At 44.7% G+C, this 21,840-nt stretch carries 20 protein-coding genes, 1 riboswitch and 1 other annotated feature; of the genes, 13 read left to right on the top strand and 7 right to left on the bottom strand.

Features of this window, described 5'->3' with window-relative positions; genetic code table 11:
- Window positions 1-16: 16 nt before the first annotated feature.
- Both hflD and mnmA read right to left on the bottom strand, forming a co-directional pair.
- Window positions 17-634, bottom strand: a complete 618-nt coding sequence (hflD, locus tag MKS89_RS09515; RefSeq protein ID WP_072958654.1) for a high frequency lysogenization protein HflD — start codon at window positions 632-634, stop codon at window positions 17-19.
- Window positions 635-650: 16 nt separating this feature from the next.
- Window positions 651-1,781 carry a tRNA 2-thiouridine(34) synthase MnmA gene (gene mnmA, locus MKS89_RS09510; RefSeq protein WP_072958651.1) on the bottom strand — a complete coding sequence of 377 codons (1,131 nt, stop codon included), beginning with the start codon at window positions 1,779-1,781 and terminating at the stop codon, window positions 651-653.
- A 625-nt stretch (window positions 1,782-2,406) separates the two neighbouring features.
- On the opposite strand from mnmA, the gene MKS89_RS09505 reads away from it, so the two are divergent.
- Entirely contained in the window at window positions 2,407-3,711 is a 1,305-nt protein-coding gene (locus tag MKS89_RS09505) for an inosine/guanosine kinase (protein ID WP_072958648.1), read from the top strand.
- 141 nt (window positions 3,712-3,852) lie between these two features.
- Here MKS89_RS09505 and MKS89_RS09500 read toward each other — a convergent pair whose 3' ends face one another.
- Complete coding sequence (locus MKS89_RS09500; RefSeq protein WP_072958646.1) at window positions 3,853-4,254, bottom strand: H-NS histone family protein; 402 nt, start codon at window positions 4,252-4,254, stop codon at window positions 3,853-3,855.
- Window positions 4,255-4,600: 346 nt separating this feature from the next.
- Window positions 4,601-4,786, top strand: a riboswitch (Lysine riboswitch).
- A 118-nt stretch (window positions 4,787-4,904) separates the two neighbouring features.
- Between MKS89_RS09500 and MKS89_RS09495 the strand changes: the two genes are divergently transcribed.
- The 9 genes from MKS89_RS09495 to hisIE all read left to right on the top strand — a co-directional run bounded on the left by MKS89_RS09495 (window position 4,905) and on the right by hisIE (window position 13,992).
- The gene (locus MKS89_RS09495) at window positions 4,905-6,485 is read left to right on the top strand and encodes a Na+/H+ antiporter NhaC family protein (RefSeq protein WP_072958643.1); all 1,581 of its coding nucleotides are present in this window, start codon (window positions 4,905-4,907) and stop codon (window positions 6,483-6,485) included.
- A gap of 194 nt (window positions 6,486-6,679) precedes the next feature.
- Window positions 6,680-6,806: a sequence feature (His leader region), on the top strand.
- Window positions 6,807-6,885: 79 nt separating this feature from the next.
- Window positions 6,886-7,785, top strand: coding sequence for an ATP phosphoribosyltransferase (hisG, locus tag MKS89_RS09490; RefSeq protein ID WP_072958640.1), 900 nt, complete (start codon window positions 6,886-6,888; stop codon window positions 7,783-7,785).
- A 5-nt stretch (window positions 7,786-7,790) separates the two neighbouring features.
- Window positions 7,791-9,089: a histidinol dehydrogenase gene (hisD, locus tag MKS89_RS09485; protein ID WP_072958638.1), complete on the top strand. Its 1,299-nt coding sequence runs from the start codon at window positions 7,791-7,793 to the stop codon at window positions 9,087-9,089.
- Window positions 9,089-10,129, top strand: coding sequence for a histidinol-phosphate transaminase (hisC, locus tag MKS89_RS09480; RefSeq protein WP_072958636.1), 1,041 nt, complete (start codon window positions 9,089-9,091; stop codon window positions 10,127-10,129). The genes hisD and hisC overlap by 1 nt, the downstream gene beginning before the upstream one ends.
- 34 nt (window positions 10,130-10,163) lie before the next feature.
- Window positions 10,164-11,237, top strand: a complete 1,074-nt coding sequence (gene hisB / locus MKS89_RS09475; RefSeq protein ID WP_072958634.1) for a bifunctional histidinol-phosphatase/imidazoleglycerol-phosphate dehydratase HisB — start codon at window positions 10,164-10,166, stop codon at window positions 11,235-11,237.
- On the top strand, window positions 11,237-11,848 hold the full coding sequence (gene hisH, locus MKS89_RS09470) for an imidazole glycerol phosphate synthase subunit HisH (RefSeq protein WP_072958632.1): 612 nt from the start codon (window positions 11,237-11,239) through the stop codon (window positions 11,846-11,848). Before hisB ends, hisH begins: the two co-directional genes overlap by 1 nt.
- Window positions 11,849-11,870: 22 nt before the next feature.
- The gene (gene hisA / locus MKS89_RS09465; protein WP_072958629.1) at window positions 11,871-12,608 is read left to right on the top strand and encodes a 1-(5-phosphoribosyl)-5-[(5-phosphoribosylamino)methylideneamino]imidazole-4-carboxamide isomerase; all 738 of its coding nucleotides are present in this window, start codon (window positions 11,871-11,873) and stop codon (window positions 12,606-12,608) included.
- The gene (gene hisF, locus MKS89_RS09460) at window positions 12,590-13,363 is read left to right on the top strand and encodes an imidazole glycerol phosphate synthase subunit HisF (protein ID WP_072958625.1); all 774 of its coding nucleotides are present in this window, start codon (window positions 12,590-12,592) and stop codon (window positions 13,361-13,363) included. Before hisA ends, hisF begins: the two co-directional genes overlap by 19 nt.
- Entirely contained in the window at window positions 13,360-13,992 is a 633-nt protein-coding gene (hisIE, locus tag MKS89_RS09455; protein WP_072958621.1) for a bifunctional phosphoribosyl-AMP cyclohydrolase/phosphoribosyl-ATP diphosphatase HisIE, read from the top strand. Before hisF ends, hisIE begins: the two co-directional genes overlap by 4 nt.
- Window positions 13,993-14,026: 34 nt before the next feature.
- Here hisIE and MKS89_RS09450 read toward each other — a convergent pair whose 3' ends face one another.
- Window positions 14,027-14,710: a pseudouridine synthase gene (locus MKS89_RS09450; RefSeq protein WP_072958618.1), complete on the bottom strand. Its 684-nt coding sequence runs from the start codon at window positions 14,708-14,710 to the stop codon at window positions 14,027-14,029.
- Window positions 14,711-15,137: 427 nt separating this feature from the next.
- Between MKS89_RS09450 and MKS89_RS09445 the strand changes: the two genes are divergently transcribed.
- Window positions 15,138-17,360: an NADP-dependent isocitrate dehydrogenase gene (locus MKS89_RS09445; protein ID WP_072958616.1), complete on the top strand. Its 2,223-nt coding sequence runs from the start codon at window positions 15,138-15,140 to the stop codon at window positions 17,358-17,360.
- A gap of 118 nt (window positions 17,361-17,478) precedes the next feature.
- Here the strand turns inward: MKS89_RS09445 and cspD are convergent, their stop codons facing one another.
- Window positions 17,479-17,700: a cold shock domain-containing protein CspD gene (gene cspD, locus MKS89_RS09440; protein WP_072958614.1), complete on the bottom strand. Its 222-nt coding sequence runs from the start codon at window positions 17,698-17,700 to the stop codon at window positions 17,479-17,481.
- Window positions 17,701-18,151: 451 nt separating this feature from the next.
- Here cspD and clpS point away from each other — a divergent pair, with 451 nt between their 5' ends.
- Together clpS and clpA are read left to right on the top strand one after the other, a co-directional pair.
- The gene (gene clpS, locus MKS89_RS09435) at window positions 18,152-18,472 is read left to right on the top strand and encodes an ATP-dependent Clp protease adapter ClpS (RefSeq protein ID WP_072958611.1); all 321 of its coding nucleotides are present in this window, start codon (window positions 18,152-18,154) and stop codon (window positions 18,470-18,472) included.
- A 40-nt stretch (window positions 18,473-18,512) separates the two neighbouring features.
- Complete coding sequence (clpA, locus tag MKS89_RS09430; RefSeq protein ID WP_072958609.1) at window positions 18,513-20,780, top strand: ATP-dependent Clp protease ATP-binding subunit ClpA; 2,268 nt, start codon at window positions 18,513-18,515, stop codon at window positions 20,778-20,780.
- Window positions 20,781-20,852: 72 nt separating this feature from the next.
- On the opposite strand, the gene infA is transcribed toward clpA, so the two are convergent.
- Window positions 20,853-21,071, bottom strand: a complete 219-nt coding sequence (gene infA / locus MKS89_RS09425; RefSeq protein WP_001040192.1) for a translation initiation factor IF-1 — start codon at window positions 21,069-21,071, stop codon at window positions 20,853-20,855.
- 79 nt (window positions 21,072-21,150) lie between these two features.
- The gene (locus MKS89_RS09420) at window positions 21,151-21,837 is read right to left on the bottom strand and encodes an arginyltransferase (RefSeq protein WP_072958606.1); all 687 of its coding nucleotides are present in this window, start codon (window positions 21,835-21,837) and stop codon (window positions 21,151-21,153) included.
- Window positions 21,838-21,840: the final 3 nt, after the last annotated feature.

Here is a 21,840-nt window from a genome sequence, read left to right as displayed (position 1 = left end):
CTGAACGCGAGATATTTTAAATTCGGGCTAAAAGAATTCTAGCCTGTTCGACCATTTTCTTCCGGCCAAAAATAAGATGACGGCGTTTGCCATCGACTTGACGCCATAAGACCGCGCTTCTGATCCCGGCAAGGAGCAAAGCACGGACTTTATGTTGATTCGAGGTTTGTTGTAACACGGATGGTGTGCCAGTGACTTGAATACGGGGACCGATTGGACTGATGACATCGAGGTAGACACTGGCAATATTACTCATCATCTGTTCATCCAGAATCTCGAAGTGAGCGGATTGGCGTTCAAGCATTTCAAGGCGATCACCGAGTTGTGACATCACATCCCGACGACTATTCAGCTTACGCTCCAAGGACATCAGACTAATAATGTAGCGAGTCAGTTCACTACCGGATGGGGTGCTGTCCAGTCCTTTCGTCAGACATTCAAGCCCGACTTTCAGGTTTGCCTCGTTGCCAAACACATCAATGGTACTGGTCGGATTCATGTTCAGAATCGCTTTGATTGAAGTTTCAAAGGCGTCAGAATCACAGTAACCGTTTTTCGCAACCTGTTGTACCAGAAATGCTGCCTGACAAATTCCTGCAAAAGCGATGGTGCGGTCATAGTTTGTGTTCGCCACGTAAAACTCCTAAATCTTATAATACTGTGTATGGAATTCGTGTTTCGATGACCCCGCCACCGAGACAGACATCACCGAGATAAAATACAGCGGACTGTCCGGGTGTCACAGCGATTTGAGGCTCATCAAACATGACTTTCAGTTTGCCATTATCGGCTGGGATGATAGTACATGGGATATCCGTTTGACGATAGCGCGTTTTCACGGTGCATTTAAACGAATTTTCCGGTACGAGACGATCCACCCAGTATAGTTGTGAAGCAATCAAACCTTCAGATTTTAACAGCGGATGATCGGTCCCTTGGACTGCGATCAGCACATTCCGTTGTAAATCTTTTTCGGCAACATACCAAGGTTGTTCACTACTGTCTTTAAGCCCGCCGATATGGAGACCTTTGCGTTGGCCAAGTGTATGGTACATCAGCCCTTGATGTTCACCGATGACTTTACCCTCTGGCGTCTCTATCTTACCCGGCTGAGCAGGAAGATAACGTGACAAGAAATCGGTAAATTTTCTTTCCCCAATAAAGCAGATACCCGTGGAATCTTTCTTTTTCGCGGTAATCAAGCCTTGCTCTTCGGCGATCTGGCGGACTTGCGGTTTTTCCAGTTCACCGACCGGAAACAGGCTTTTGGCTATCTGTTCATGACCTAAGGTATAGAGGAAATAACTCTGATCTTTATTGTTGTCTAAGCCTCTTAACATTTGTGGTTTGTCATGGCCTGACGGAAATGTCCTGCGGACATAATGTCCCATGGCAATGTAGTCGGCATCCAGAATCTCTTCAGCAAACTCCAAAAAGGCTTTGAATTTGATTTCTTTGTTGCACAGAATGTCGGGATTTGGTGTTCTTCCTGCTTGATATTCGGCAAGGAAATATTCGAATACATTATCCCAGTATTCAGCAGCAAAATTGATCGTATGAAGATAAATACCTAATTTATCGCAAACAGCCTGAGCATCAGCCAAATCCTCGGCTGCTGTACAGTATTCTTCGTTATCATCTTCTTCCCAGTTTTTCATGAACAGGCCTTCGACTTGATAGCCCTGTTGCTGGAGAAGAAAAGCTGAAACGGATGAATCAACCCCACCGGACATGCCGACGATAACTTTTTTCTGTGCGTTTGCTTCTCGGTTTTCTAACATCTCTCAATACCACTCGTTCTGTTGAGGCAGCTGATTCTATCAGAAAGAATGTGGCGGTTACAGCCTGATCTGGCGTGGTTATCTTGAGGGATTTAGGTCAATCAGCGCTGGGTGTATTCCGCTCAGAATTAATCTGTTGTATTGGATGAATTGGCGTCGGATGGTGATAGAGAAATCGTTAATATTTGCTAGAAATAAAGATCACTAACGTATTGATATATAAAATGTGATTTTTTGTGAGAAATTTTTGTTGTTCTGGTGTGGGCGATATTTTTAGTCACAAAAAAAGAGAGATGAAAATAGCTATCGAATAAGTACGAAATATATGTGATTGTTATAAAAATAGTTGTTTAGAACGCATATGATGTTTTTGATGTTTGATATGCATTGATGGTTTATTTGTCAAGTTTATCTTTGGCGAAAAATACTGAAAAATGTGGAACGGATGTAATAGTTTTATAAAATTAATTTTTGTTACATCTATATTTAGGCGCCAGATTTCATATGTTGCTATCATCGGTGTCTTAATTTTTGATGTGAAATCGATTACTGTTGTTCGAGCCATTGCCGAGGACTATATTGGCGGCTAAACTTACGCCGTCTTTTAATTCACGATAATTTAAATATGAAGTTTCCCGGCCAGCGCAAGTCAAAACATTATTTTCCTGTCGATGAGCGAGATCTACTCATTCTACGCAGCTCCCAACGAAAAACCGCTCCCCATACACACGTTATTGGTATTGATCAAATACTGGTTGATATTGAAGCGACGGTTGATGAGGATTTAATTCAACGTTATGGGTTAAGTATCGGACACTCTTTAGTTATTCAGGATGAAACCGCTGAGTCACTTTATTCTGAGTTGGTTGAAAGGCATTTGATTACTAATGAATATGCTGGTGGCACAATCGGTAATACCTTGCATAACTATTCCGTATTAGCCGATGACCGTTCTACTTTATTAGGTGTGATGTGCAAGAATATTGGGATCGGTAGTTACGGTTATCGCTATTTGTGTAATACGTCCAGTCGAGTCGATTTGAATCATTTACAGGGGATTGATGGTGCGATTGGGCGTTGCTTTACATTGGTTACTTCAAGTGGCGAACGAACTTTTGCTATTAGTGAAGGTCAGATGAATCAGCTTAAGGCAGAAAGCATTCCGGAGTATATTTTTCAATCGGCCTCTGCTTTAGTCTTAACGTCATATTTAATTCGTTGTCAACCGGATGATCCGATGCCTCAGGCAACGATGAAGGCTATCGAATATGCGAAGAAATATCATATTCCGGTGGTATTAACGCTCGGGACAAAACATGTTATTGAGCAGGATCCGGTCTTTTGGCAAGATTTCTTAAAGCAGCACGTCACGGTCGTTGCGATGAATGAAGATGAAGGCAATGCTTTAACCGGAGAAATCGATCCGTTGATGGCTGCAAATAAAGCCCTCGAATGGGTGGATTTGGTGCTATGTACCGCAGGACCGCTCGGTTTATTTATGGCTGGATATACAGAAGAAGACGCCAAGCGTCAAACCAGCTTGCCTTTATTACCGGGTAGTATTCCCGAATTTAATCGCTACGAATTTAGTCGGCCAATGATGAAGCAGAGTTGTACTCACCCGATCAAAGTGTACTCACATATTGCACCTTATATGGGGGGGCCGGAAGTGATTCAAAATACCAATGGTGCTGGGGATGCTGCATTATCTGCTTTATTACATGACATGGCGGCGAATCGATATCATAAAATGAATGTACCGAATTCAATTAAACATCAATATGATGCTATTACTTATTCATCGTTCTCCCAAGTGTGTAAGTATTCTAATAGAGCAAGCTATGAAGTTTTAACTCAGCATTCACCGAGGTTATCAAAAGGCTTACCGGAAAGAGAAGATAGTCTGGAAGAAGCATATTGGGAACGATAACAAAAATAATTGAGTTCAATAAAGTGGTTAAACAGTTTCGCGAAAAATAATTGGCTTAGCACAAAGGTTCATATAATTCTCCTGAATGCGAAACAATAAAAAGGCTCCATACGGAGCCTTTTATTTTTTTCGCTTCTGGAATTAGAGCGAAAAATCATCTAGAGATTTGCCTTCATCAAGGGCTTTTTGAATTACTGATGGTGTACGACCTTGACCTGTCCAAGTTTTTTCTGCACCGTTTTCATCGATATATTTATATTTCGCTGGGCGTGGTGCACGTTTACCTTTTGTCTTACCTTCGGTGGAAAGTGCAGAAATTAACGCGTCTACATCGATACCATCTTGTGCAATTTGTTCAGCAATTTGAGCCAGTTTTTCTTCTTGCTTCTCTCTTTCTGCTCGTTCTTGTTCTTCTGATTCTCTACGCTCTTCAACGACAGAGGTCAGTTTTTCTAAAGCTTCTTCTAACTGAGCGAGTGTTAAATTACGTGCATAGGCACGTAAGCTACGAATATTCAGTAGAGTTTTAGTTAGTTCCGACATTTTGTTATTCCCACAACTTTATTTAAACACAATGTAATAATAAACGTAGATATTTATTATGACAACATTAGCGAACTAATAATATATAAAAAAATTGGCAGAATCGTAAATTATTGTAAATACATGTGTCAAGTTATCATTAATTACGATGAATATCATATATGAGCTTGATTTGTTAACTTGAATTATTGATGGAGATTAATACGATGCAATTGATTGATCCTTTTGGTTTGAAGAAAGGATAAACCTATTGCAAATGGTTCCGGTATTCGTACAATGGGCGCGTTCTAATTCGGTCATCGACATATACTGCCGTTGCTTTGTCAAAACGGTAGTGAATTGTGCTAGCCCGTGTAGAGGTGCAATCAAGATCAGTAAATCAAGCGAGGGTGATGCCTATGACCTTGATTGAAAGGCTTTTTTGCCGAAGTGAACGAGTTTATCCGAGGCCGTTTGCTGGGGTTGTTCTCAAATAGGGGCAACACTGCCATAGTCTATTTATTTTGTATAACTATGGAGCGCTACTGTAGGATTGGGTGAAACTAGATGTTTTTCACTTAGTTCATCATTTGAATGACGCAAACCGCTTATTCATATCATGGCAATGCAGTAGGTCTCTTACCATATTAAATTATTGGTTATTGAAGATCATGACATTAGTTGATTTTTCCTCCTCCTTAATATCTCTTGTTCCGCCGGTTGTTGCTTTAGGTATGGCGATCCTAACCAGACGAGTGCTGCTTTCTTTAGGCGTTGGCATCCTGTTAGGGGCCTGCCTGTTGAACGGCTATTCACTGTTTTCTTCATTGGATTATATTCAAGGCAAAGTTTATGCGTTGGTCATTGAAGACGGCGCAATAAACAGTTGGAACATGAGTATCATCGGTTTTCTCCTTCTATTAGGAATGATGACTGCAATGCTGACGCTTTCTGGTGGTACACGTGCATTTGCACTGTGGGCGGATCAAAAAGTGAAAGGTAATAAAGGTGCACAATTACTTGCTGCTTTTTTGGGCGTTTTTATTTTTGTCGATGACTATTTTAATAGTCTGGCGGTCGGCTCGATTGCTCGTCCGGTGACTGACCGGTTCGGTGTCTCACGCGCAAAACTCGCGTATATTCTTGATTCAACCGCAGCACCCATGTGTATTATCATGCCTGCTTCTAGCTGGGGCGCGTATATTATGACCATTATCGGTGGGATTTTAGTGTCCCACGGTATGACCGAATATACACCGTTGAATGCATATGTTGAGTTAATTCCCATGAACTTCTACGCCATTTTTGCCTTGCTTATGGTGTTTGCGATGATCGTTTTTCAATTAGATATCGGCCCGATGAAACATCATGAGCATCGTGTTTCATCGGGCATCGGGCGTAATGATCAGGCGGTAGAACTCAAAGATGAGCTCGATATTCAAGAAAGTGAATCAGGGCGTGTTCGTGACTTAATTGTGCCGATTATCGCATTGGTCATTGCTACCGTTGGCGCGATGATCTTCACCGGCTGGCAGTCACTTACTGCTGCTGGTGAAACATTTAGTGTTTTAGGGGCGTTTGAGAATACGGATGTAGGGATGTCTTTGATCGACGGTGGTTTGGTCGGACTATTGATGGCGTTGTTTTCGGTATTGAGACAACGAATGCCACTGGGCATCATCCTGAAAACGTTATGGATTGGTCTGAAGTCGATGTTCGGTGCGATTTTAGTACTGTTTTTTGCATGGACGATTGGGGCGGTGATTAAAGACATGCAGACAGGGCTCTATCTCTCGTCGATGACGCAAGGCAACATTCCGGTACACTGGTTGCCGGCAATTCTGTTTGTGTTGTCAGGTCTTATGGCATTCGCGACTGGTACATCGTGGGGAACGTTTGGTATTATGCTACCGATTGCCGGGGATATCGCTGGTGCAACCGAACTGGCGCTAATGATGCCAATGTTGGCCGCAGTGCTCGCCGGTTCTGTTTTTGGTGATCACTGTTCTCCGATTTCTGATACAACGATTTTGTCGTCCACCGGGGCGCGGTGTAAGCATATTGATCATGTTTCGACCCAGCTCCCTTATGCGTTATTAGTGGCGTTTATCTCGTTGATTGGCTATATCGTGTTAGGGTTGAGTGATTCTGTTGGTTTATCCCTGCTGGTGACACTTGCTGTGTTTATTGTTATCTGCTTTGGTTTTCGGATACGACTGCAATCTCAAGATAATCGCTCTGAACACATCTGATGATGATTTGTCCTTATCGGGTGTGATTTTGTCTTATGAAGATTATTTGCATAAAAAGTCACAAGAGGGGTTGCAAAACCCCTTAAGCTTGTATAGTGTGAAGGAAGCTTGATAGGCAAGTTAAAGATTTATCCAAGTATGCGCGGTTTTATTATGAAAACTTTTATTGTGAAAAACAGTTTCGTGATGAACATTCATCACCATCATCATCCCTAAGTTATCTTTCGGGAGGTGAGCGCATACCCGGGAGATAAAATTCTCCCGGAGGTGAAATGAAAAAATTCAATGAACCCTCGGGAGTAATTCCGAGGGTTTTTTTATATGCTTTACATCAAGAAACAGCTGACATTCAAAAGCTGATTGGATACTGAAAAGAACAATGATTGACAAGGAATTATTTATGCAAGCACAACAACGCCTGAGAATTGCAGTCCAAAAAAAAGGTCGCCTGAGTAAGGAATGTATGGCACTCCTGAAACAGTGTGGTGTGAAGTTTAATGTGATGGGGGAGCGACTGGTCGTTCACTCATTGAATATGCCGATTGATCTACTGCTAGTCCGTGATGATGACATCCCGGGATTGATTATGGATGGCGTCGTCGATTTGGGATTCGTCGGTGAAAACGTACTCGAAGAAGTCCGTTTGGATCGTCTGGCGTTGAATGAACCGAACGAATTCGTTTCTTTAAGACGTCTGGAGTTCGGTGGATGCCGCCTGTCGATTGCGATTGATAAAGACAAGAGTTACAACGGTCCACAAGATTTGAATGGGATGAGAATTGCGACGACGTATCCTCATCTGCTCAAAGCGTATATGGATCGTCAAGATATTCCATTTACCACCTGTATGTTGACCGGCTCGGTTGAAGTTGCTCCGCGAGCAGGGCTTGCTGATGCGATTGCCGACTTAGTTTCAACCGGGGCAACACTGGAGGCCAACGGCCTGAAAGAAGTTGAAGTGATTTTTCAGTCTAAAGCGACACTGATTCAGCGTCGTGGCGATTTTGCCGCTGATAAGGTTGCTCTGATCGACAAACTCCTGACTCGGATGCATGGTGTTCAGCAGGCGAAAGAGTCGAAATATATCATGCTCCATGCCCCTGCGGAAAAATTGACAGAGATTAAGCAATTATTGCCCGGAGCAGAAGACCCAACGGTATTACCACTGTCAGCCGATAAATCAAAAGTTGCGGTGCACCTCGTCAGTTCAGAGAACCTGTTCTGGGAAACGATGGAAGACTTGAAAGCCTTGGGAGCCAGTTCGATTCTGGTTCTGCCGATTGAAAAAATGATGGAGTGATCATAATGAGAACGGTTGTATGGCAATCTTTAAATAAGGACCAGCAAGCTTCGATTTTGGAGCGTCCTGCGATCATTGAAGGCGCAAATGTTACGGCAGCGGTTGCAGGGGTGATTGAGCAAGTTCGCCAGAATGGTGATCAGGCACTCCGAGAGCTGACGGAGAAATTCGATCGGGTGCGCCCTGAGAATATTCGTGTCTCAGCAGAGGAAATTCAAGCCGCTTCAGCCCGTCTTTCCGACGAAATGAAACAGGCACTCGATCAGGCTTACACCAATATTGCGAAATTTCATAAAGCACAAATCCCTCAGCCGATTCGAGTGGAGACGATGCCCGGGGTTGTTTGTGAGCAGATCACGCGTTCTATTAATACCGTTGGTTTATATATTCCCGGTGGTAGTGCTCCTCTGCCTTCAACAGTTTTAATGTTAGGCGTTCCGGCTCGGATTGCCGGTTGCCGGAAGGTCGTTTTGTGTTCGCCACCACCGATTGCTGATGAAATTCTGTATGTAGCCAAGTTATGTCAGATTGATGAAATTTATAACGTCGGAGGTGGACAAGCGATTGCTGCGATGGCCTACGGCACAGAGTCTGTCGCCAAAGTTGATAAGATTTTCGGCCCTGGTAATGCATATGTCACCGAAGCCAAACGTCAGGTTAGTAATGATTTTCGTGGGGCCGCGATTGACATGCCGGCAGGCCCTTCTGAAGTGATGGTGATTGCCGATGAGACGGCTAACCCAGACTTTATTGCTGCTGATTTACTCAGTCAGGCTGAGCATGGTCCCGATTCTCAAGTTGTGCTTGTGACACCATCACCGATTATCGCTGATCAAGTCACCGATGCTGTGAAATCTCAACTCAGTGTTCTGTCTCGGGCGGCTACGGCGGAAAAGGCACTGGCATCTAGTCTGGTGATTATTTCCGAATCAATGACGCAGGCCATTTCTATTTCTAATATCTATGGCCCGGAACATTTGATCGTTCAAACGAAAAATCCGCGAGAACTATTGCCATTACTCGATAATGCCGGCTCGATCTTTTTAGGCAGTTGGTCACCGGAGTCTGCCGGGGATTATGCCTCCGGAACCAATCACGTTTTGCCGACTTATGGCTACACCAGAACCTATTCCAGTCTCGGTCTGGCTGACTTTAGTAAGCGTATGACGGTTCAGGAACTGTCAGCCGATGGACTGCGTAAGTTGGCGCCGACAGTCGTGACAATGGCAGAAGCTGAAGGATTGGATGCACACAAACGTGCCGTGACTATTCGAATTGAACAATTAAATCAGGCGGAATCGTAATGGAAAAACTGGCGAGACAACAGGTTCAAAAATTAACCCCTTATCTCTCCGCTCGACGAATCGGGGGTAGTGGTGATGTGTGGCTCAATGCAAACGAATCGCCTTTTGATAATGCGTACCAACTGAACTTATCCGGATTGAATCGTTATCCTTCCTGTCAGCCTGAAGGAATGATCACCGCTTATGCATCTTATGCCGGTGTCCAGCCGAATCAGGTTTTGACAACGCGCGGTGCAGATGAAGGGATTGAGCTGATTATTCGGGCGTTTTGTGAGCCGAATGAAGATGCAATTCTTTACTGCCCGCCGACTTACGGTATGTATGCCATTAGTGCTGAGACAATTGGTGTTGCAAGAAAAGTGGTGCCGTTGACATCCGATTGGCAGCTGGATCTGCCAGCCATCGAAGCCAATTTAGATGGGGTCAAGGTCGTGTTTGTTTGCAGTCCGAATAACCCGACCGGTAATCTAGTCGAGCGGGAAGACATTGTAGCACTGCTGGAGCTGACCAAAGACTGTGCCATTGTGGTTATGGATGAAGCATACATAGATTTTTGCCCGCAAGCATCGACGGTCGATTTGTTGGCTCAGTATGAGCATCTGGCTATTTTGCGCACACTGTCGAAGGCATTCGCGTTGGCTGGTTTACGTTGCGGATATACATTGGCCAATGTCGAATTAATCCAAGTGTTACTGAAAGTCATTGCGCCTTACCCTGTGCCATATCCGGTCTCTGAAATTGCTCAGCAAGCACTTTCAGAAAGTGGTTTGGCCCGGATGAAATATCAGGCTTTGGAAATTAATACCAACCGCGCTTACCTACAGGCAGGGCTTGCGGCCATTCCCGGGGTAACGGTTTTCGATGGGTGGGGGAATTATTTGTTGGTTGCATTTCCGGATGGCGATGCGTTATTTCAAGCTGCATGGGATAACGGGATGATCTTACGCAATTCACCGATTGAAAACTGTGTCCGGATTAGTGCCGGCAGCCGGGAAGAGTGTGAAAAAACCTTAGGATTTATTCGTCGCTTTTATCAGTAATGGACGGTTTGACCGTTAACAAAAGGATGACTCTGTGAGCAAACAACAAAAGATTTTATTTATTGATCGGGATGGCACATTAATCGTTGAGCCGCCGATTGATTTTCAGGTGGATCGCCTCGATAAACTGAAGCTGGAGCCGGATGTAATTCCTGGACTATTGTCACTCCAGAATGCCGGATATCGTTTGGTGATGGTGACCAACCAAGACGGTCTCGGAACGGAGAGCTACCCTCAAGCGGATTTTGATGCCCCGCACCAGATGATGATGGATATTTTTACATCACAAGGGGTGATGTTTGATGATGTCCTGATCTGCCCGCATTTTGATGCGGACAATTGTACCTGTCGTAAACCGAAACTCGGCTTGGTCAAAAAGTATTTGCAGGAAGGGCGGGTTGATTTTCAACATTCTGCAGTGATCGGGGATCGTGCCACCGACATGCAGTTGGCTGAAAATATGGCGATTCGCGGTATTCAGTACAACCCACAAACCATGGGATGGAAAGCGATTGTTAAGCAACTGACGACTGCACCGAGAACGGCAGAAGTGGTTCGTCGAACGAAAGAGACAGATATTGCGATTGCCGTCAATCTCGATGAAGCAGGTGATAATCGAATCGCAACCGGGCTCGGATTCTTTGATCATATGCTTGATCAGATTGCCACACATGGGGGATTCAGCCTCTCGGCTCAGGTGCAAGGTGATCTGCATATCGATGACCATCACACGGTGGAAGATACCGCATTAGCTTTAGGGCAGGCGATCAAAGAAGCGTTGGGAGAAAAACGTGGGATTGGTCGTTTCGGCTTTACGCTGCCGATGGATGAGTGTCTGGCACAATGTGCTCTGGATTTGTCCGGTCGCCCTTATTTTAAGTTTGACGCCCAGTTTTCTCGCGAGCAAGTCGGAGACTTTTCAACAGAAATGACTTACCACTTCTTCCGCTCGCTGACAGATACTCTGGCTTGTACACTGCATCTTTCTTCTGTCGGTGATAATGATCATCATATTATCGAGAGTTTGTTTAAAGTGTTCGGCCGGACACTCCGTCAGGCGATCAAAGTCGAAGGGAATGAATTACCCAGCAGTAAAGGAGTTTTGTAATGACGAAGGGAAAAGTTGTCATTATTGATACAGGGTGTGCCAATGTGTCGTCCGTCCGGTTCGCTGTCGAACGACTCGGTTATCCGGTCATGATTTCCAAGCAACCGGAAGTCGTGTTAGCGGCGGATAAACTGTTTCTGCCCGGCGTCGGTACCGCGAAAGAAGCGATGAAAAATCTCAAAGAGCGAGATTTGATCGGTTTAGTCAAACAGGTTGAGAAACCACTATTAGGTATCTGTCTGGGCATGCAACTACTTGGCAAACTCTCTGAAGAGAAAGTCATTGATGGTAGTGATACGGTCGAATGTCTTGGCCTCTGTGACGGAATCGTGAAACGGATGGACAGCGGTTCGTTACCGTTGCCGCATATGGGATGGAATACTGTGACTGCGATGGATAACCCTCTATTTAAAGGGATTGAAAGCGGCCATCATTTCTATTTTGTTCACAGCTATGCGATGCCAATCGGAGACTATACCATTGCCGAGTGTGATTATGGTCAGCCATTCAGTGCCGCAATTCAGAGTGGTAATTATTACGGTGTTCAGTTCCACCCTGAGCGTTCCAGTAAAGCCGGTGCAAAATTGATTCAGAACTTCTTAGAACTCTGAGAAGCAGACAAGGGATATTGTTGTGATTATACCTGCATTAGATTTAATTGACGGTCAGGTTGTCCGCCTGTTTCAGGGAGATTATGGACAAGTGACCGAATATAAAGTTGATCCGGTTGAGCAGTTCAACCGTTATCATCAGGCCGGTGCTGACTGGTTGCATCTTGTCGATTTGACTGGTGCAAAAGATACGGCTGCTCGTCAGTTAGACTTGATTGCCCGTTTACTGGCCGGAACCCCGGCAAGCATTCAGATTGGTGGTGGGGTGCGAACAGAGCAAGATGTCGTAGATCTGCTTCAGGCTGGTGCGCAACGGGTTGTGGTGGGATCTACTGCCGTGAAGCAACCTGCCATGGTTAAAACGTGGATGGACAAGTACGGCCCGGAAAAAATTGTCCTGGCACTGGATATTAATATTGATGCCACGGGACAGCGTCGGGTGGCCATTTCGGGTTGGCAGGAAGATTCCGGGGTCACGATTGAAGCCTTGATTGAAGACTATCTGACCGTTGGCCTGAAACATGTCTTGTGTACCGATATTTCACGAGATGGCACATTGACTGGTTCGAATGTCGGTTTGTATGTTGATCTTTGTCGTCAATATCCGCAAATCGCATTTCAATCGTCAGGGGGAATCGGTTCTCTGGATGATATCCAAGCGTTGAAAGGTTCAGGTGTGGCTGGTGTGATTGTCGGTCGGGCACTATTAGATGGGAAATTTACCGCAGAGGAGGCATTTGCATGTTGGCAAAGCGAATAATCCCTTGTCTTGATGTCAGAGATGGTCAGGTGGTGAAGGGTGTACAGTTCCGTAATCATGAGATTATCGGTGATATTGTTCCTTTGGCACAGCGTTATGCTGAAGAAGGTGCCGATGAGCTGGTCTTTTATGATATTACGGCATCCAGTGACGGCCGCGTCGTGGATAAAAGTTGGGTTCAGCGGGTTTCTGAAGTCATCGATATACCGTTTTGTGTTGCAGGCGGCATTCAATCCACAGAAGATGCTGCCCGTATTCTTGAATTCGGGGCGGATAAGGTGTCGATTAACTCTCCGGCATTAGCCAATCCTCAGTTGATTACAACCCTCGCGGATCGGTTTGGGGTGCAGTGTATTGTCGTCGGGATCGATTCCTATTTTGATCAGCAAACCGGTAAATATCAGGTTTATCAGTTTACCGGAGACGAGCATCGAACCAAAGCAACGCAATGGGAAACAAAAGATTGGGTGCAGGAAGTCCAACGACGCGGAGCCGGTGAGATTGTCTTGAATATGATGAATCAGGACGGGGTGCGTCAGGGATATGATATCCAGCAACTGAACATGGTGCGTGAAGTCTGTGATGTTCCTTTGATTGCTTCCGGTGGCGCAGGGGAAATGGTGCATTTTGCCGAGGCATTTTTACAGGCCAATGTTGACGGTGCATTAGCAGCATCGGTATTCCACAAACAAATAATTCACATTGCTGAATTAAAACAGTATTTGAAGTCAGAAGGGATCGAGGTGAGATTATGAGTTGTAGCGAAACCCTGGCATCCCTTTCAAAGCGGATTGATTGGGATAAAGTTGAGGGATTGATTCCTGCCATCGTACAGGATTTTAAATCAGGTCAGGTGTTGATGATGGGATATATGAATACCTCAGCACTGGAAAAAACCTTGTTGACGGAACAAGTTACCTTTTTCTCGCGGACGAGACAGCGGTTATGGACCAAAGGTGAAACCTCCGGCAATGTGTTACAGCTGAAAAATATTGCGCTGGACTGTGACAATGACACATTGCTGGTGAAAGTCGATCCGATCGGGCCGACTTGCCACACCGGGACAACCAGTTGTTGGGATGGTGATCAGCAAGAGGAATCACAGATGGTGTGGCTTCATCAACTGGAGCAGCTTTTGGGTGAGCGCAAACAAGCCGATCCTGCGTCTTCTTACACAGCCAGTTTGTATGCCCGTGGCACCAAGCGTATTTCGCAAAAAGTGGGTGAAGAAGGCGTTGAAGTCGCGCTTGCAGCGACGTCGGGTGATAAGGCGGAGTTAGTCTGTGAATCTGCCGATCTTATCTATCACCTGTTGGTCTTGTTGCAAGATCAAGGGTTATCGATGAACGATGTGATCGATAAACTCAAAGAGCGCCATCGATAACTTAACTGATTGGGGACTCAAAGAAATCAGCACTTCAAGAGGTGCTGATTTCTTGCCATTCTCCCGGTTGCAAAGCACCTAATGTCATTTCGCCGATTGAATAACGAATCAGGCGCAAGGTTGGGTAGCCAATATGGGCCGTCATCCGTCGAACCTGACGGTTTCGCCCTTCAATAATGGTAATCGCTAGCCAAGTGGTCGGAATGGCAGCGCGGAACCGGACAGGTGGTGTGCGTGGCCATATCTGAGGATCCGGGATGATTTCGACAACTGCAGGCAGGGTCGGACCATCTTTGAGTGTTACACCACCCCTGAGTCGCTCAAGATCTGACTCTTCAGGTGCTCCTTCAACCTGAACCCAATAAGTTTTGGGCGATTTTGATTGCGGTTGTGTCAGCTTGGCCTGTAACTGACCATCATTGGTTAACACCATCAAACCTTCACTATCTCGATCCAGACGACCTGCAGCATAGATATCTTTGATCGGAATAAAATCAGCTAGTGTTTGGCGACCGTCACTATCCGTAAACTGACTCAATGTATCGTAGGGTTTATTGAATAAAATGACTCTTCTTTCTTCAGGCGTAGAAAAGGACCGTGATTTTTTCTGGCTTGGTTGTTTGGCACGATGGGACGAACGCTGAGAAAGTTTTGCGTTTTTTGACCGTTGATGAGTGGAGCGACGCAACGATGAGGGATTGCGTGACGGGAAAGACATGTTAACTTCCTTGCAAATTTGTAAATGAACTGTATTTCTGAGTTTTCACAATGTTGAGTTTAAGCTATTATTTGCGCGCTCTGATACGATAATGAAGTGTGGATAATAGACTATTTCTTCAGTTTCGTTTAATTATACTCAATCAGCCTGTCATTCGATAGGCCGTAATATACCCAGATTGCTTCTGGTACGATGATGCTCGCAAGTCGTACAGAGTGAACAGAAAAACACCACACGATGGTCCGAAGTCGTTTGGGTATGGCAATCATTCACTCACGAATCTGTATCGAATATTTGCGAAAGGCTTTCGATACAGTATGAGTGATTCATGAAGAGTGGCCTGAACAATCACTCAGGACATCTCAGATATTCACATAACTAACTGCCACAATCACATGGGGTTGTTAAGAACAGATAGGGAAAGTTCATGCCTACAAACAAACCTACTATTATCTATACTATTACGGACGAAGCACCCGCTCTTGCAACTTATTCTTTATTGCCCATTATCAAATCTTTTACCGCATCGTCAGGGATCGAGGTTGAAACTCGGGATATTTCACTGGCTGGTCGTATTATTGCTAATTTCCCTGAATGCCTGACAGAAGAACAGCGTATTGGTGATGCTTTAAGTGAGTTGGGTGATTTGGCTCAAACGCCAGAAGCTAACATTATCAAGTTACCTAACATTTCAGCATCGATTCCTCAGTTGAGAGCTGCAATTAAAGAATTACAGGAAAAAGGGTACAACTTGCCAGATTATCCTGCTGAACCAAGCAATGATGCAGAAGCGGCAGTGAAAGCGACATACGATAAGATTAAGGGCAGTGCGGTTAACCCTGTATTGCGCGAAGGTAACTCTGATCGTCGGGCGCCTTTATCTGTGAAGAACTATGCAAAGAAAAATCCACACTCAATGGGGGCATGGTCAGCTGATTCAAAATCACATGTTACCTCAATGGAAGCACAGGATTTCTTTGGCACTGAAACATCTCTGACGATTCAGGGTGACACTGAAGTCACGATTGAGTTTGTTGCACAAGATGGTCAGACTCAAGTCCTGAAAAAGCCGTTTGCTTTGCTCGATAAAGAGATTATCGATACTTCGATCATGAGTAAAAAAGCTTTGAATGCATTTTTTGAGCAAGAGATTGAAGCTGCAAAAGCGCAAGATGTTCTATTCTCTCTGCATATGAAAGCGACCATGATGAAAGTCTCTGACCCTGTGATTTTTGGCGAAGCAGTGAAAGTTTTCTATAAAGACGTTTTTGCCAAATATGGTGAGTTGTTCGAGCAGTTAGGTGTGGATGTCAACAACGGTTTGGGCGATGTTTACGCGAAAATTCAGTCACTGCCGGCAGAACAGAAAGCTGAGATTGAAGCCAGTATTCAGGCTGTTTACCAGAATCGTCCTGAATTAGCGATGGTTGATTCTGATCGGGGTATCACCAACTTGCATGTGCCTAGTGATGTCATTGTTGATGCATCGATGCCTGCGATGATTCGCGCTTCCGGACAGATGTGGGGACCGGATGGTCAGCAGAAAGATACCAAAGCCGTCATTCCGGATCGTTGTTACGCCGGCGTTTATCAGACTGTGATTGATTTCTGTAAAGCACATGGTGCATTTGACCCTTCTACAATGGGTAGTGTACCCAACGTTGGTCTGATGGCTCAACAAGCAGAAGAATACGGTTCACATGACAAAACATTTGTCATGGATAATGATGGTGTTGTCCGCGTGGTTGATCGTGCTGGCCACACCCTATTGGAACAAACGGTTGAAGCCGGTGATATCTTCCGGATGTGCCAAGTGAAAGATGCACCGATCCAAGATTGGGTCAAACTGGCGGTTACACGTGCGCGTTTATCTCAGACACCGGCAATTTTCTGGTTGGATCCAGAGCGTGCTCATGACGCTGAGTTGATTAAGAAAGTTGAACAATATTTACCGGAACATGATACCACTGGGCTTGATATTCAAATCATGTCACCAGTAGAAGCGACTGAATACACCCTTGCACGGATGAAAGACGGTCAAGATACAATTTCTGTGACAGGGAATGTACTGCGCGATTATCTGACGGATTTGTTCCCGATTTTGGAATTGGGTACTTCAGCAAAAATGCTGTCTATCGTTCCACTGATGAATGGTGGTGGTCTGTTTGAAACTGGCGCGGGTGGTTCTGCACCGAAACATGTTCAACAAGTACTGAAAGAGAACCACTTACGTTGGGACTCGCTGGGCGAATTTTTAGCATTGGCGGCATCGTTAGAACATCTTAGCGTGACGATGAACAACAATAAAGCTCAGGTTCTTGCCGATGCGTTGGATAAAGCCACCGGTGTTTTTCTTGATGAAAACAAGTCACCTTCACGTAAAGTCGGTGAGCTGGATAACCGGGGCAGTCACTTCTATCTGGCGAAATATTGGGCTGAAGCGCTGGCTGCACAGTCTGATGATGCTGATCTTGCTGCTGAATTTGCGCCAATTGCACAACAGTTGTCGGCTGAGGAAGAGAAAATTGTTGCTGAGTTAAGTCAGGTTCAGGGGGTTGCCGGAGATTTAGGTGGATACTACCTACCTGATTTCAGCAAGGCTGTCCAGATCATGCGTCCAAGCCAAACGCTGAACGCAATTATTAGTTAGTAAACGTGTTGTCGGTCAATTGAACATTGACCGACACGCATAAATAACGAAACCCGCCAAAGGCGGGTTTATTACAACCATGTATAGACATGTTTGGCAGCGACAATGATTACTCTGTTTACTTGGCTTGTTGAGCCTCGATTGGTACAACGGAGCTAGCGTGGAAGCCTTTTGGTCCTTGTTCAATCTCATATGAAACATGCTGACCTGCTTTTAAGGTACGATACCCATCCATCTGGATCGTTGAGTAGTGAGCAAAAATGTCACCGTCTCCTCCTTCAGAGCAGATAAAACCAAATCCCTTGGCGTTATTGAACCATTTTACTTTACCGGTAGCCATGCTTTACATCCCTCATGCATTTTGTTACTGATGTTGTCGACAAGAAAACGTTACTGCTTTTTTACAATTTTGTTTTCACTGCTGTGATCTTTAATTCAGCGCTGCTGCCAAATTAACCAGTCACTAATTAACCAATTTAAACAATCATTAGTGACAGTCAATAGAAAAAGTGTGTAAACATCGACATCTTTGCAACAAATTGCGTTATTGTTTACATTTCTATAACTACAATAAGCAGACATCTGTCGTGAAAACGTAGTTGGCATCGATATCGTGATTCGAATTAGCAATCTTTTATTTGCAGCGATACAATTGGTGCATTAGTCTCTAAGTATGAGATGTTTTCGCTTCGGCGCTCGGAACTTCATATCAGTTGGCTAAGAAACATAGTTCTATTGCTAGAAGCCTAAATAATTAATCTAAATGGAAAACTCTCTGATTCACAACCGTTATGAGTAAAAATTTTGAATGGGTGGCTCCAGACTCAGAATTACTGGAGAAAGAAGAAACAGCAGTAAAGCCCCCGTCTATGTATAACGTGATTCTGATGAATGACGACTATACACCGATGGATTTCGTGATTGAGATACTGGAGCGTTTTTTCGCGATGGATATCGATCAAGCGACTCAAGTTATGCTAAAGGTGCATTACGAAGGGAAGGCGATTTGTGGAACGTATACTGCTGAAGTTGCTGAGATGAAAGTGACACAAGTGTCACTACATTCGAAGAAACATGAACACCCATTGCTTTGTATCATGGAGCGAGCTTAGTACTTGCCGAACAACAAGGTTGTTCCTTAAGGGGGTCCCAATGCTTAACAAAGAACTAGAATCTAGTTTGAACAATGCTTTTGCCCGAGCCCGGGATAAAAGGCATGAGTATATGACTGTCGAGCATTTGTTGCTTGCATTGTTAGAAAATGGAGCAGCGAAAGAAGCATTAATCGCTTGTCGAGCGGATCTGGATGCTTTGCGTTCAGAGTTGGATGTGTTTATCGACAAAACCACACCCCTGATTCCGGAAAGTGACGAGACGCGGGAAACACAGCCAACCCTGAGTTTTCAGCGGGTATTGCAACGCGCGGTCTTTCATGTTCAGTCTTCCGGACGAAATGAAGTCACTGGTGCGAATGTTCTGGTCGCAATTTTTAGTGAGCAAGAATCTCAGGCAGCGTATCTGCTGAAAAAACATGATATTAGCCGTCTGGATATCGTTAATTTCATTTCTCATGGTATTACTAAAACATCCGGAGGCAGTGATGAATCTGCACCTGATTCTTTCGGTGCAGACAGCACAGAAGATACACCTTCTGAAGAACGTCTCGAAAACTTTGCAAGCAACCTGAACCAGTTAGCGAAAAATGGTCAAATTGATCCATTGATTGGACGGGACTATGAACTGGAACGAACTGTACAGGTCTTATGTCGTCGTCGTAAGAATAACCCACTATTGGTTGGCGAAGCCGGTGTTGGTAAAACTGCCATTGCTGAAGGACTTGCCTGGCGAATTGTCGAAGGACAGGTTCCCGAAATTATCAAAGACAGCGTGATCTATTCACTGGATATCGGTTCCTTGCTGGCAGGGACAAAATACCGCGGTGACTTTGAAAAACGTTTCAAAAATATCCTGAAACAGTTAGAGAAAGAAAAAGACGCAATTTTGTTCATTGATGAGATTCACACCATCATTGGTGCCGGTGCTGCATCGGGCGGACAGGTTGATGCCGCAAATTTAATCAAACCACTCCTGAGTAGCGGTAAGTTACGCTGCATCGGGTCTACCACTTATCAGGAATACAGTAATATTTTTGAAAAAGAACGAGCGCTTTCTCGTCGTTTCCAAAAAATTGATATTGCAGAGCCATCGTTGGATGACACCACGAAGATCTTGATGGGACTGAAAGCGAGATATGAAGCTCACCATGAAGTGCGTTACACCAATAAAGCGCTTCGGGCTGCGGTTGAGTTATCGGCGAAATATATCAACGAACGCCACTTACCTGATAAAGCGATTGACGTGATTGATGAAGCCGGTGCAAGAGCGCGTTTGGTGCCTGCGAGTCGGCGTAAAAAAACTGTCGGTGTCTCGGACATTGAAACGATGGTTGCGAAGATGGCTCGCATTCCTGAGAAATCACTGTCTTCTTCTGATAAGGATGTTTTACAAAGCCTCGATCAGAAAATGAAGATGTTGGTATTCGGACAGGATAATGCGATTGATGCACTAAGCGAAGCAATCAAGTTGTCGCGAGCCGGGTTAGGTGCCGAAAACAAACCCGTCGGTTCATTCCTGTTTGCAGGCCCGACAGGTGTCGGTAAAACCGAAGTGACTATTCAGCTTGCGAAGTTGATGGGAATTGAACTACTGCGGTTTGATATGTCTGAATACGGTGAGCGTCATTCAGTCAGTCGCCTGATCGGTGCTCCTCCGGGTTATGTCGGATACGATCAAGGGGGATTATTGACGGATGCTGTAATTAAACATCCTCATTCAGTCGTTTTGCTTGATGAAATTGAGAAAGCGCATCCAGATATCTTTAACCTGTTATTGCAAGTGATGGATAATGGTACTCTGACAGATAACAACGGACGCAAAGCGGACTTTCGCAATGTCATTATGGTCATGACGACCAATGCCGGTGTTGCAGAAACGGTGAAGAAATCAATTGGTTTGATTCAGCAGGATCATAGCCATGATGCGATGTCAGAGATCAAGAAGGTCTTTAGTCCAGAGTTTAGAAACCGGTTAGATAATATTATCTGGTTTAATGCACTGGATGAGCGAGTCATTCATCAGGTTGTCGATAAGTTCGTGGTTGAATTGCAAGCTCAACTGGATGCACGCGGAGTGTCGTTGGAGGTTTCTGAAGAAGCAAGACACTGGCTGGCACAGAAAGGTTACGATAAAGAGATGGGTGCACGTCCGATGGGACGAGTCATTCAGGACAAACTGAAAAAACCATTGGCAAACGAATTACTGTTCGGTGCTCTTGTGGATGGTGGAACCGTGAAAGTTTCTCTGAAAGATGATGAGCCTGTGTTCGAGTATATCGGTGCAAAAGAAGCCGCAATTCATTAATCATCTGTGAATTGTGGTGATAAAAAACGGAGCATTTTGCTCCGTTTTCTTTTTGGCAGACTACATGAGGGATTAACGGGCGCGGAAGACGATACGGCCTTTAGATAAGTCGTAAGGTGTCATTTCAACCGTGACTTTGTCTCCGGTAAGAATACGAATGTAGTTCTTACGCATTTTTCCTGAAATATGTGCAGTAACGACGTGACCGTTTTCCAGTTCAACACGGAACATTGTGTTAGGTAATGTATCAAGGACTGTTCCTTGCATCTCAATTACGTCTTCTTTAGCCATTTAATCCTCTTCAAAATGTGGCGAAAAATCCGGCATGTATTTTGCCGTCATCTCTGAAAATAGTAAAGTTGCGCGTATTCTACCCTTGCCAACGTTGATTTACTAGCCTTTGATGCGGTTGAAAGCGTGTTTTATAATTCATTGCTGGACATTCATCGATCTGATAACCCAGATATAGCCAAGTTTTTTGCTGTTGATGGCAATATTGAGCCTGCAATAGGACAGCCAGTGTTCCTAGTGAAAGCCTCTCATCCGGGTCATAGAAAGTGTAGAAAGCGCTTGCACTTTGCGGTAAGAGATCAGTGACGGCAATCGCAACGAGTTGTTCTGCCTTATAAACATGCAGATAGACTGTTTTGAGCCAACTGCAGGAAGAAAACTGGGCGAAATCTTCTCGGTTGGGAGGGTACATGGAGCCATTTCGATGACGCTGGTTGATGTAGCGTTTGTATAGAACATACCAGTCTGGATCCAGACTTTCTTTGACTTCCCAGCGAAACAGATTTGACTTGTTTAAGAGGCGTTTTTGACTTCTGCTGAGATGAAATGCGGTGATCGATACGCGAATCGCCTGACATAACTGGCAGCTATCACAATGAGGTTTATAGATCGTATCGCCACTTCTTCTGAATCCGTTGGCGAGTAACATTTCATACTGGGCAGGTGTATGTAGATCACCATCCATAGCAATCGCGACCCGCTCTTGCCGATCCGGTAAGTAGCTGCATGAATGATTATGGCTTAATCCTATTCGTATATTTTGCATAAA

Origin of the sequence: Vibrio gazogenes (assembly GCF_023920225.1) — a bacterium.
Lineage (GTDB): Bacteria > Pseudomonadota > Gammaproteobacteria > Enterobacterales > Vibrionaceae > Vibrio > Vibrio gazogenes.
The sequence above is the reverse complement of the archived record's forward strand: the minus strand, read 5'-3'. Positions and strand labels throughout refer to the sequence as shown.